The sequence below is a fragment of the Salmonella enterica subsp. diarizonae genome (assembly GCF_008692785.1).
In the GTDB taxonomy this organism is placed as follows: Bacteria; Pseudomonadota; Gammaproteobacteria; order Enterobacterales; family Enterobacteriaceae; genus Salmonella; species Salmonella diarizonae.
The window spans coordinates 74,634-87,739 of sequence record NZ_VXJV01000013.1 but is presented as its reverse complement, the minus strand read 5'-3'; the positions used below and the strand labels follow the sequence as shown (position 1 = coordinate 87,739).

10 protein-coding genes are annotated in these 13,106 nt (G+C 42.6%); 6 read left to right on the top strand and 4 right to left on the bottom strand.

The annotated features are described in order from the left end of the window. Together F4V72_RS21825 and F4V72_RS21820 are read left to right on the top strand one after the other, a co-directional pair. A partial coding sequence (locus tag F4V72_RS21825; protein ID WP_170245772.1) for an Ig-like domain-containing protein occupies positions 1-1,302 on the top strand: 1,302 nt, incomplete at its 5' end. A 44-nt stretch (positions 1,303-1,346) separates the two neighbouring features. Then, on the top strand, positions 1,347-3,413 hold the full coding sequence (locus tag F4V72_RS21820) for an ATP-binding cassette domain-containing protein (RefSeq protein ID WP_136058557.1): 2,067 nt from the start codon (positions 1,347-1,349) through the stop codon (positions 3,411-3,413). 247 nt (positions 3,414-3,660) lie between these two features. On the opposite strand, the gene F4V72_RS21815 is transcribed toward F4V72_RS21820, so the two are convergent. From F4V72_RS21815 to F4V72_RS21805, 3 genes are all read right to left on the bottom strand, one after another. Then, positions 3,661-4,551 (bottom strand): helix-turn-helix transcriptional regulator, encoded by an 891-nt coding sequence (locus F4V72_RS21815; protein ID WP_023249481.1) that lies wholly within the window; start codon positions 4,549-4,551, stop codon positions 3,661-3,663. Positions 4,552-5,732: 1,181 nt separating this feature from the next. Then, positions 5,733-6,401 carry a hypothetical protein gene (locus tag F4V72_RS21810; RefSeq protein WP_053529158.1) on the bottom strand — a complete coding sequence of 223 codons (669 nt, stop codon included), beginning with the start codon at positions 6,399-6,401 and terminating at the stop codon, positions 5,733-5,735. 615 nt (positions 6,402-7,016) lie between these two features. Further along, positions 7,017-7,298, bottom strand: a complete 282-nt coding sequence (locus tag F4V72_RS21805; RefSeq protein ID WP_023249483.1) for a YjcB family protein — start codon at positions 7,296-7,298, stop codon at positions 7,017-7,019. 559 nt (positions 7,299-7,857) lie between these two features. Here F4V72_RS21805 and F4V72_RS21800 point away from each other — a divergent pair. Further along, the gene (locus F4V72_RS21800; RefSeq protein ID WP_023249484.1) at positions 7,858-9,459 is read left to right on the top strand and encodes an EAL domain-containing protein; all 1,602 of its coding nucleotides are present in this window, start codon (positions 7,858-7,860) and stop codon (positions 9,457-9,459) included. On the opposite strand, the gene soxS is transcribed toward F4V72_RS21800, so the two are convergent. Beyond that, positions 9,447-9,770, bottom strand: a complete 324-nt coding sequence (soxS, locus tag F4V72_RS21795) for a superoxide response transcriptional regulator SoxS (RefSeq protein ID WP_023249485.1) — start codon at positions 9,768-9,770, stop codon at positions 9,447-9,449. The genes F4V72_RS21800 and soxS overlap by 13 nt on opposite strands. A gap of 86 nt (positions 9,771-9,856) precedes the next feature. On the opposite strand from soxS, the gene soxR reads away from it, so the two are divergent. From soxR to ghxP, 3 genes are all read left to right on the top strand, one after another. Further along, complete coding sequence (soxR, locus tag F4V72_RS21790; protein WP_000412686.1) at positions 9,857-10,315, top strand: redox-sensitive transcriptional activator SoxR; 459 nt, start codon at positions 9,857-9,859, stop codon at positions 10,313-10,315. Positions 10,316-10,607: 292 nt separating this feature from the next. Then, complete coding sequence (locus tag F4V72_RS21785; RefSeq protein WP_136058556.1) at positions 10,608-11,276, top strand: glutathione S-transferase family protein; 669 nt, start codon at positions 10,608-10,610, stop codon at positions 11,274-11,276. Positions 11,277-11,621: 345 nt separating this feature from the next. Further along, positions 11,622-12,971 (top strand): guanine/hypoxanthine transporter GhxP, encoded by a 1,350-nt coding sequence (gene ghxP / locus F4V72_RS21780; RefSeq protein WP_023249487.1) that lies wholly within the window; start codon positions 11,622-11,624, stop codon positions 12,969-12,971. The last annotated feature ends 135 nt before the right edge of the window (positions 12,972-13,106 follow it).

Sequence of the window (13,106 nt, the reverse complement as noted above, 5' to 3'; positions counted from 1 at the left end):
CTGAGTGTGACGGTGGTGGACGGTGCGGGGAACACGCAGCAGTCATCATCGCTGACGGTGACGGTTGACAGTACGCTGAAGGTGCCGGAGATCGCGCTGGCGGCAGGCGAGGACACCGGCACGTCAGGCAGCGATAACGTGACAAATCACACCCAGCCGAAGTTCACTCTGCAGCATATTGACGCGGATGTGACCGGAGTGACCGTCAGCGTGGCGCATAACGGAACCACCGACATCTATCCGGTCACGAAGGGGGATGATGGCTGGAGCTTCAGTCCGTCAGCAGCCTGGAGTGATGGTAGCTACACGCTGAGTGTGACGGTGGTGGACGGTGCGGGGAACACGCAGCAGTCATCATCGCTGACGGTGACGGTTGACAGTACGCTGAAGGTGCCGGAGATCGCGCTGGCGGCAGGCGAGGACACCGGCACGTCAGACAGCGATAATGTGACAAATCACACCCAGCCGAAGTTCACTCTGCAGCATATTGACGCGGATGTGACCGGAGTGACCGTCAGCGTGGCGCATAACGGAACCACCGACACCTATCCGGTCACGAAGGGGGATGATGGCTGGAGCTTCAGTCCGTCAGCAGCCTGGAGTGATGGTAACTACACGCTGAGTGTGACGGTGGTGGACGGTGCGGGGAACACGCAGCATTCATCATCGCTGACGGTGACGGTTGATTCTACTATAACAGCGACAGCGCCTGTTGAGGCTGGTGATGTTAGTGAGTTCGCCATGGCAACCGATGTAGCTCAACCGGAATCTGAAAGGGTCAGCATTGAAAGTGAAAAAAATCATAGCCCAGCTATGTTTTCAATGATGTCTGCGGTTGGAGAAGTGGCTGCGCAGGAGGATGCCTATAACATCGTATTATTAAATACCGAGTCTGGTGATGTAACTGAACGTTCTATTAGTCAGACACCATCTTTTGCAATATCAGTACCTGATAATATTGTGAATGTTAGTGTTATGTTCGAAGGAGAAGAGATTGATTTGCCGATTAATAATCAGAAGGCAATATTTGAGGTGCCAGTACCTTTGAATGATGGTGAGTATACTATAGATGTGAAATTCATCGATAAAGATGCTGATTATCTGATTAAGGAAAAAACATTCTCAGTTGATCATTCTTCGGCAGATATAGTTAATTCCATGAGTGAAAGAGGCAACACCGAGGATGAAGTTAACGTCTCAGCCCCAGAAAGTGCTGTAACACACCATAATAATGGTGCTGTTGAGATATTCACTATTAGTGAAGTAAGTCTCCCTGTAGATAATCAAGAAGAACACGCATAACATAATGAGGCCCCTCACCGTCAGGTGAGGGGAATGATCTATTTATGGATACAAAGCTAGAACCATATTATTTAAGTGCAGAAAATGCATTGTCTATAGTTTCAAAAAAATTCAATATAAAAATAGACATTAAAGAGGAAGATATAAATATTCGATTTAAAAAATATGATAGAAATAATACCGATGACTCAATACAAATGAAGAATTTTTTCTTGTCATTAGGACTTTCTTTACAGGATATATTATTTAGTAGTGGCGAAGATCTATTAAATGAACCTATGCCCATTTTACTACTGACCCCTGAAATGAAATGGATGGTATGTATCAGCGGTGGGCAAAAAATTAAATTAGTAAATGCCCGAGGGGAACTGTGTTATGTAGAGATACCTGATGAGTATCTAAAAAAGCTATCGGCGTTTAGTATACTTCCCTTAAATAAAGTTGTTGATAGTATAAGAGTGAATAATATTATTAAAAACTCTTTATCAATGAACAAGGTTTTTTATACAAAATACTTTTTTTCATCTTTGTTTATGGCAATTTTTGCGCTGACAATTCCAGTTTTTAGTAATTTGTTTTATGACAAGCTTATTCCAAGTGCTTCTGTTTCGTCTTTATTTGGTGTCGCTATTATTGTAGCTGTATTTATCGTTTTTGAGTTTATTCTACGTACGTCAAAAGATATTTACCAATCTATAACGGCCAGACAAGATGACGTCGATATTGATATCTCGTTTCTCGAGGCGGTGCTTTATGGTAAAAAGAAAAACGGTAAATCAATGTCATCAGCATTTGTTCTGTGGAATGAGTTTCAGAAGGTTAAACCTATTTTATTGAATTCTGTTTTTCAACGTATAGCCGATATACCAATTTTTTTGATATTTATCGCTGTTATTTATGTGAATTTAGGATGGGTAGTGGTTGTTCCCATTATTGTTTTTATAATCTCTATTATTTTGTCCATTGTTAACCATCATTATACCAATGAGTTGATGAATAAACAAAAAGAAGGCCAAAAGAACAGAAATGTTTTCATATCGGAAGTGTTTTTATCAATTAAAATGATCCATACATTAAACAATCAGGGCTTACTATTTGATTGGGTTAATACATCAAACGAACAGTCATATCTTAATCTTAAGATAAGAAAGCTAAATCTTATCTATCAATCAATATTAGGAAGTATGTCATCTATTACTCAAGTAACAATAATGATAATAGCTTTTTTTATGGTAATTAAAGGTGATATTACCACTGGTGCAATTGTATCTTCAGTTATCGTTTCTGGACGTATCTCGGGGATCACCTCCAACTTTTCATCTACATTAATCTCTATATTGTCAGCAGAAAAAACGGGTAAGGACTTGCTTTCTTTCTTTGATGAAGATCAGGAAGAAAAGACACCAGCGTTGCAGTCAATTTCAAAGTGTGAGGGTGAGATTTCTATTCGTGGTGTTAGCTACCAATATGATGCGCAATCTTCAGTTATTATTAACCGTTTATCTATAGACATTCCTTCCGGACAACGAGTTGCAATTATAGGTGATTGTGGCGCAGGGAAAAGTTCATTATTGGGGCTGTTATCTGGCTACCTTTCACCTACAGATGGTGCCATTTTGTACGATGGGTATAATCTAGGACATCTCTCCCAGAACTTTTTCTCACAACACTTAAGTGTCGTTACAACCCATGATGTTTTGTTTACTGGGACTGTTGAAAGTAATTTTGCATTAAAACCACAAAATGACAGAGGCCGGGTATTAAAAGCTCTTCATATAGCGAATTGTGGTTTTATTTTACAGCATCCTATGGGGTTAAAATTTCCTGTGAACTTTATGGCGAAAAACCTTTCGTCTGGCCAGCAACAGCAATTATTGTTAGCACGTAGTTTAAGTAGTGATGCTAGTGTGTTCTTGTGGGATGAGCCAACATCAAATTTGGATGAGAATACAGAAAAACAAATTTTTGATAACCTGGATGAGTTTATTCAAGGGAAAACACTCATTATGATTACTCATCGACGTTATCTTATAAAATACTTTGATAGAGTATTGGTGATGAAAGGGGGGAAAGTTATTCGGGATTGTACTCCTGAAAAACTAATGGGTTAAATAAATATTCCATTGTTGGCTATAGAACAATTGTTTTTATAAAACAGGCCATATCAATTCTATTGATATGGCCTGTTTTGAATAATTCGATTGTTATTATCCAGTTATAACAAGTCGAGATAATGATCCGAATTAGCCAGCGTTAGGTAAAAAAGCTAGCATGATGTAACGTTCCAAAAAGATATTTGATATATCAGGCTCAATACAATATCAGCGTATGATTAAGTTTATAGATATAGCCACTCGTTCAAGGATAATTTTCAGTACTACCTTCTGTCGGATGACCATCATTCTTCCTGATCTCCGAAGGAAAAATCTTGAAGTGCTTTTTAAATACGCTGGTAAAGTAAGAAGATGATGTATAGCCAAGGGAAATAGCTATAGCATTTATTGGACGATTAGTACGTCTTAACTGACGTAATGCTTCAATCATTTTTATTTTTGTTATGTAAGAACTAACAGAACCGGTATCCTTATACATTTTTTTCTTAAAAGTAGATACACTCATGTTCATTTGCATTGCCAGGTCTTTACTTTTCCAATTTTTGCTATAATCGCTCATTATTAAGCTGGCTACTTTCTCCGAAGTTGTTAAGGAAGAGTAAGATAAAATCATATCTTCTAATGCCGCATTTTTTTGCTTGATTAAAGATAATATTAGCATGTACTTTGCTTCATCGACATGATCATATAATATTTCACCAGTTGCTGTGACGGGGAAACTTTCTATTAATGCATTAATTAATGTGTAATCCTTAGTTTGCTCATGTGAAAAGTTGATTATGATATAATCATTGGATGCCCAAGCCCTTGGTTCATTTTGATCTTTATAAATATAGTGTCGATTATACTCTATTATTGCTTGTTGAGGTATTTTTAACGACACAATATCATTGCGAACAAGTCCATTTTCCATTTTTCCCCAATTTAACAATACAGAGAAAGGAACAGACTTTTTTATAAAAATTGCCTGTCCTTTATTGATTTTTAATATGTCACCACTGAAAGACATATAAAAAGGTCTATCCTTAGTGTATAAGAAAAAACAAAAAGGCAACGATATTTCAAGGTTTGTCATCTTATTGTCAAAAATACCTGTTGAAACTTGTTTTACAAAATGCTCATTTTGTTTAGACATCTTATTCTCTTCTTACATTCATTTAGCGGAGTGTCAACAATAAATATTGTGGATGATATAGGAAATAATGAAGAATTATATAAATTATAAATCTCAGTGCTTTTATTGTGATGGTGTACGTTTTTAATAAGTGTGCTAATTATATTATTTTATCATTTACTGAATTTAATATTGACACAATCTGATTTTGCAGGTTAGATTATTTTAAAATATTACACATTAAAATAACAAATTGCATTTTACACCGCTTATTTTTAACGTGAAAAGAGAGAGAAAGACATAAAAATATAAAATATAGACATCTAAAAAATCTGCGAAAATATTATTTTGAGGTGCTATTCAATACCACTAGTGGCATCATCGACTATATTTTTAGCTGAGCGAATATAACTTTCCATCTATGACATATCTTTCATTGTAAGTCCATGAGATTTACAATTATATTATTTACATGCAGGTGTGTATCGAGTGGGAGTATAATTGTATAAGTGAGAATTAATTACCGTTCAGCCTAATATATTAAGTCGTCAGATATCCTTTGAAATATGAGAAATAGCTGGGGTGTGCAAACCAGATAACCTATGGAAAATTTAGTGGGTAACAAGCAGCATAAACACCACTATTTTTTCTTAATGAGGGATAAGTCTGATTTACACTAATTCTACAATTAAGTGTATATTTATAAACTGATATAAATATTATTATTTTCATCGTATTCTATTACCGCCCGAGCGGATATATTGATCTCAATAATACGAAGTCTGGTGTTACTCATAAAACGCTGTTCTGCATAGTCAGACAAAAATCTAATTTTTGAATTGATATTGTGTTCTTTAATGAATCTGGCCTGAGCGCATGGAGTATCTATGCTTACCACGTAATAGAGAACATTTATAGAGTTTTATATATTATCAAAATATTAATCTTCATAAGCGTATACAATTATATTGTTTATAATGCCTTACAAGGATAAGCCTATTAAACTATTATTACCAGATGGGCTGGTATGTATATTTTAGTCATAAAAATACAATTACTAACCCAATGTTTTTATCTGATCCATATAAAGGAAAAATCATATCATTCTGTATGGTTGATATATTGTAATGGGTGATAACAATAATAACACTTTATATTTGCCATTATGTGGTAAATTTATATCGCACTGACCGTGATATATTTTAAAAAATAAAATTTTGACGTTGAATTACGTTACCAATTCCTGCTGTAAATAATGAAAATTGCGCTGTTCCAGAAAAGCCAAGACGTTCAAGGGCTAGATAGCGTTGGCTATATTGAGTTTTACTATCAATATATTTCCCTTCAAGAAGTTTATATATTGCACGGGCTTGCCCTGCCGTTAACTTGCGGTCTGGAGTGCTTTTGCCTCGGTTTATTCTTGGGAGGATTCCTTTTTTCCATGTTTCTGCTGCTGCGAGTAAAGCATTATGTAGTTGGGCCAGCGTTCCTCCTCCCTCAATTATTGGGCAGATACTCTGACGTAACATGATTTCTTTCAAAGCAGTTGGAATAATAGCCAGCATCTGATATTTCCCTTTACGTTTTAACATATGAAGGTATTCCAGATGTCTCCACCAACCTAGTAGCGGAACGGTGCTCAAAGTGACGATAAGTAAATCGTCAGCATCCAACTTAACCCCTTTTCCCTGACATACCTGAAAGCCATCGTGTTGTAATAATGCTATTATACCGGTTACTTCCGCTTCACTGGGGCCAACAACAACTATTTTATTGGATCTTGTGTATCCAGTAGAATTCGCGGTCAGACCCACCTTGAGAGTATGACTGCTGGTAGCAGAATGGATATTTTTATTCGCTTTGACTTTCATTTTAAGTTTTTTGCCTCTATTTCGCCAACACTATTAGCCCAGCGCCATCTTTAATTGAGTTAATATTAGGTACTTACTATTTTTTATCCTCTTTAATATTGCAGTACGCCCTGTCAATTAAAAAACAATAGTCAATTGATTTTTAAAATATGTACGTGTACGGCACAACGAGTAGTTTTCGATTCTATAATTATTATCCGGGATCTTCTCTGGATTCGTTAGGGAAAATATTTGGAGTCTCAAAACCGGGATGGTAAAAATAACGGTTTAGATCACTCCTGTAATATTGTCAAAAATGCCGAATGAACAGACTGTTTGAGGCTCACCATAAAAACACATGGTGTTATAATATAGGACAACTGCTGTGAACTAAAAGTAAAAAAAAGGGGGTTGGCACAATAACATATAATATAGGTCTATTATTGATATTTTATAGTGTTCCTTATCATTATTATTACGTTACAGTCAAAGCGAAACATAAGATTTTGATATAAATAAAGCGTGGGGATTTAGGATAGATCGCTTTCGATGATGCTTCCAAGGAGTGCATCATCGAAAGCAAAGGGAGGCGTTGAAAACCCTCCCGGGCCGACTTCACCGGGAAGCGATAGCGCCTCAGGTCAGCACCATTGGCCATTCTGGTGGGGTATGGCTCATCGTTTCGAGCATAACGGCTTCAATGTTATGCCAAATTGCGGCGAGATCCATCATGGTGATACCGAGTAAACCTGTGGCAAACCAGCAGGCGGATACTACGCCCAGACCGCTACTGATCACCGCCAGACCAATATAATCTGATCTACGGAAACGAATATTGAGCGTGCTGGCTAAAAACATGAGCACTGCGCTCAACAGTTGCCAACGGAGAAGAACGACACCAGTGGTTATGGCAGTCATGAAACATTTCCTCTGAATAGACCTTTGTCCAGGACAGCGCGGCGTTGCTCCCGGGAAGCGTGGGACATTCTGGCTATCAACGGACGTCACATCAACATCGAATGAAACATTATTTCTGTTTCATTATTTTTGTGAACTGTATCACATAATGTTGATTGTCCACCAGATCGACAATGTATTTTTTGTGCGTTTTATAACCATCTTTTTTGTGTGGTTTATGAACGTCCATAGAGAAACCGTCCGAAAGTAAAAGATGTATTATTACTCTTTTATTTTTTCCGTGAAATGTAGACCTGATAAAAATATCAAGTTATTTATCAAAAGAAATGGATAAAAATTTATAGCCGGCCGTTTACCTGAGCATCATTCTGATATTATCAAAAATATTGGGCTTCCTGCCTGTTATGCGATAAAGATTGCGCATATCCATTAATAGTAAATGTTGACCGGCAAAAGTCTGTTGCTAATATTGATAGATTCATGCACCGTAAACCTCCGTTTGGATCACATCTTGTTTTGCCAATAATAGTCATAAATAATGCAGGGAAATAGGCTGAAAATGAGTCAAAGCACGCGACGCAAGGTGTTGAAATTTCTCGAAACGATCATTGTGGTGTTACTTCCTGTATTGCTGGCGTTATGGTTTGCTCATAGCCGGGCAGTCTCTGAAACCAGAAATCAATTACATTCATTTGCACAGTGGGTATTAGATAAAACGGAGCTGGTTATCCTGCAAGCGGATTTAGCCCGCGATGCTGCTGAACAATATCAGGGACAAGCCTGTACACCAGCCCATCAACAGCGAATGCTGAATATTATCCGCGGTCGTTTGTACATTAATGAGTTGATTTATGCTGAAGGCCAGCGTTTTCTATGCTCTACGGTTATGACGCCAACAAACCCTTATTTTATTCCCCGCGCTGACTATGAGCGAAAGCCTGACATCGCTATTTATTACTATCGTGATACGCCTTTTTTTAACGGTTATAAAATGACGTATATGCAGCGGGGAAACTATGTTGTGGTTATCAATCCATTATCTTATAGCGAGGTGATGTCAGACGATCCGGCGTTGGCTTGGGGAATGTATGATACGGTGACCAATACCTTTTTCTCCCTGAGTGAACTGGCGCAGGCCGCTCAGCTATTACCTTTGGTGCGACGAAGTGAACCTGTGTTCCAACAGGGTGAACGTTTTTATACTCTGGTTAAATCAGCAAAACGACCGGTTGCCGCAATTGTTTCAACCTCAAAGGAGCGTTTTTACCAGAACCTCTTTCATCAGCTTACATTAACGCTACCGTTAGGGATCATCTGTAGCATTATTATCTTATTCATGTGGTCACGATCCCGACAGGCATATCACTCACCGCGCCGATTGCTGCAACGGGCCATGACCAGGCATCAGCTTTGCCTTCATTATCAGCCGATCATTGATATCCGAAACGGGTTGTGTGTAGGCGCCGAAGCGCTATTGCGTTGGCCGGGATATAACGGTCCGGTGATGAGCCCTGGCGAATTTATTCCACTGGCGGAAAAAGAGGGGATGATTGAGCAGATCACCGATTATGTCGTCGAAGAGGTATTTAATGATTTAGGTTGTTTTCTGGCTGCGCACCCGCATCTTTATGTCTCTATCAATCTCTCTGCCGCCGATTTTCTCTCTTCCCGGCTAATTGTGATGATTCATGAAAAAACGCGTCAGCATTCAGTGCTTGCGCAACAGATAAAGGTTGAAGTGACCGAGCGCGGATTTATTGATGTGCCTAAAATGACGCCGATTATTCAGGCGTTTCGCCAGGCGGGATACGAGGTGGCAATTGATGACTTTGGTACTGGCTATTCGAACTTGCATAACCTGTACTCATTAAATGTCGACCTTTTAAAAATTGATAAATCTTTTGTCGACACGCTAACCACTAATAGCGCCAGCCATTTGATTGTGGAACATATTATTGAAATGGCACAAAGTTTGCGGCTAAAAATCATTGCTGAAGGGGTTGAAACGGCTGAACAGGTTAGCTGGTTGCTAAAACGCGGCGTTCAGTATTGTCAGGGATGGCACTTTGCGAAAGCGTTACCGCCGCAGGAATTCATCGTCTGGCTACAACAACCGCCCGCGCCTCTGACGATACGCGGGCAGGCGTCCTACAGGCGGTGACGGTAATCGCTGGGAGTGCGATCGAACTCGCGGCGGAATACACGCGAGAAGGTTTGTTGCGATACATAGCCCAGGTCCATCGCGATATCAAAAATCGGGCGCTCAGTCGTCCGTAGTTCTACGGCTGCTAACAGGAGACGGCGCTGGCGAATATACTCGCCTAAGGTTTGATGCGTTACCGTACGGAACATCCGCTGCAAATACCACTTGGAGTAACCCGATTTTTTTGCCACCACCTCAATGTTTAGCGGTTGGTCGATATGTTCATCAATCCATTCGATAAGGGTCTGAATTATCTGCTGATGCGACATATTGCTGCCTCTTAAACAGTATTCGATTCGTCGTTTTGTCTGCGGGCGAGTATAATTCCTCAAGTTAACTTGAGGTAAAGCGATTTATGGAAAAAAAATCTCCCCGTTTAAAAGCCTTACTTACGCCGGGGGAAGTCGCGAAACGTAGTGGTGTTGCAGTGTCCGCCCTGCACTTCTATGAAAGCAAAGGGCTAATTACCAGTATCCGTAATAGCGGCAACCAGCGGCGATACAAGCGTGACGTGTTGCGTTATGTTGCGATTATCAAGATCGCCCAGCGTATAGGTATTCCGCTGGCAACTATCGGTGACGCGTTCGGTATCTTGCCGGAAGGACATACGTTGAGTGCAAAAGAGTGGAAGCAGCTCTCCTCGCAGTGGCGTGAAGAGTTAGACCGACGTATCCATACGCTGGTGGCGTTGCGCGATGAGCTGGACGGTTGTATCGGCTGCGGCTGTTTATCGCGTAGCGACTGTCCGCTGAGAAATCCAGGCGACAGGCTTGGCGAACACGGGACGGGCGCCCGCCTGCTTGAAGATGATTAACACGCATCCGGCCATCGGGCAGAATTCACCTAAAACTAAAGCGCCGCTAAGGGCGCTTTAGTTTGTTTCCGGTCTTTGTCTTTCACTCTATCCCGCTGATTACAGGAGGGTTTCCCCCGACGTCAACACCCCTCATATTGAGCACGTGGTGGAGGTTCCGGTTTGTGTTGATACTGTAAGTGTAAGCGACGGCTCCCTGTTCGCCAGCGAAATGTTGATTTTTTAGCCGAAATTTTTACGGCAACTGCCATCATTTTCTATAGTTAGTTGGCATACCTTACAGGAGACAGTCATGCTAACGGTGCACCATTTAAATCAGTCTCGTTCGCAGCGCATCCTCTGGGCGCTGGAAGAACTGGCGTTGCCTTACCAGATTGTGCGTTACCAACGTGAAAAGACAATGCTGGCGCCGCCGGCATTGAAAAAAGTGCATCCGCTGGGCAAGTCTCCGGTTATCGAAGATCACGGTATGGTTATTGCGGAATCGGGCGCCATCCTGGAATATTTGCAGGAAACTTACGACAGTATCGGGCGCTTTAAACCTGCGGATGCGCAGGGGAAACAACACTATCGATTCTGGCTACATTACGCTGAAGGTTCACTCATGCCCTTGCTATTGATGAGACTGCTCTTTACCTCGCTGGGTAAACCGCCGGTGCCATTGGGCCTGCGAACGTTGGGCGGCGTCATCGGTCAGGGTGCGCAAAAAGCGTACCTCAATCCGCAACTGGAAACCCATGCGCGCTTTATTGACGGGCATCTGGCAAATCACCCCTGGTTTGCCGGGGAGCAGTTGAGTATGGCGGATATCCAGATGAGCTTCCCGCTATTTGCGCTGCTTGCCCGGGGCGGGATCGCTCATCTCGACCATACCCGCGCATGGAAAGCGCGGGTAGAAAGGCGTCCTGCCTGGCAGCGAGCGATTCAGCAGGGCGGTCCGTTTACCATCCCTGGTGGATAATGACGTTTTTGTGAGCAGATTGCGCAACGTATTTGCTAACAGCGATGCGAAAAATTGTTGCTGGATTGCGCAGTGACGATAACGATTGCGCATAGTGTGGCGATTTATTGAGCATACTAAGCAGAAAAGCATAAAAAGCGGCAAAGTTCAGTTGAAAAAGCGTTTATGATCGCTGGATAATCGTTTGCCTTTTTTGCCACCCGTTTTGTATACGTGGAGCTAAACGTTTGCTTTTTTGCGGCACCCCGATTGTCGTAAATGTAGCACAAGGAGATAACGTTGCTCTGTTAGTGGATTACCTCCCACGTATACCGACGAATAATAAATTCTCAGGGGATGTTTTCTATGTCTACGCCTTCAGCGCGTACCGGCGGTTCACTCGACGCCTGGTTTAAAATTTCACAACGCGGGAGCACCGTTCGCCAGGAAGTCGTTGCTGGCTTAACCACGTTCCTCGCGATGGTTTACTCCGTCATCGTGGTGCCAGGGATGCTGGGTAAAGCCGGGTTCCCGCCTGCCGCCGTCTTTGTGGCGACCTGCCTGGTCGCAGGCGTCGGCTCTATTGTTATGGGACTATGGGCGAATCTGCCGCTGGCTATCGGTTGCGCTATCTCGTTGACGGCGTTTACCGCGTTTAGCCTGGTATTGGGGCAACATATTAGCGTCCCGGTCGCGCTTGGCGCTGTATTCCTGATGGGCGTACTGTTTACCATTATCTCCGCTACCGGCATTCGTAGCTGGATTTTGCGTAACTTGCCACAGGGCGTGGCTCACGGAACAGGTATCGGTATTGGCCTGTTTTTGTTGCTGATTGCCGCCAACGGCGTCGGCCTGGTCATTAAAAACCCGCTGGATGGCCTGCCGGTCGCGCTGGGTGATTTCGACACCTTCCCGGTGATCATGTCGCTGGTGGGGCTGGCTGTTATTCTCGGTCTGGAAAAGCTGAAAGTCCCCGGCGGCATTCTGTTGACCATTATTGGCATTTCTATTGTGGGTTTGCTCTTCGATCCTGGCGTCCATTTTTCCGGCATTTTCGCTATGCCTTCGTTGAGCGATGAAAACGGCAACTCGCTGATCGGCAGCCTGGATATTATGGGCGCGTTAAACCCTGTCGTCCTGCCAAGCGTACTGGCGCTGGTGATGACGGCGGTATTTGATGCGACCGGGACGATCCGTGCGGTCGCAGGGCAGGCTAATCTGCTGGACAAAGACGGACAAATTATCGATGGCGGTAAAGCGCTAACCACCGACTCCCTGAGTAGCGTTTTCTCCGGCCTGGTCGGGGCGGCGCCAGCCGCGGTGTATATCGAGTCTGCGGCCGGTACGGCGGCGGGCGGCAAAACGGGCCTGACGGCGATTACCGTGGGCGTGCTGTTTTTACTGATCCTGTTTCTTTCGCCGCTCTCTTATCTCGTTCCCGTCTATGCAACCGCCCCGGCGCTCATGTATGTCGGTCTGCTGATGCTGAGCAACGTGGCGAAAATCGATTTTGCTGATTTCGTCGATGCGATGGCTGGGCTGGTGACAGCCGTATTTATTGTACTGACCTGTAACATTGTCACCGGGATTATGATCGGCTTTGCCACGCTGGTCGTCGGGCGTGTGGTTTCCGGCGAATGGCGTAAACTGAATATCGGGACTGTCGTCATTGCGGTCGCGTTGGTCGCTTTTTATGCCGGCGGCTGGGCTATCTAGTTCTACCTTCGTTCTGAAAAACGGGTGGCGTTGGCCGCCCGTTTTCATTTTCAGGACACATCACGTTACCTTTTGCGTTAATCTGAAGAAGGTGAAACCGAGGCATGATGCCTCTCTCCATCATAAAAAACATCG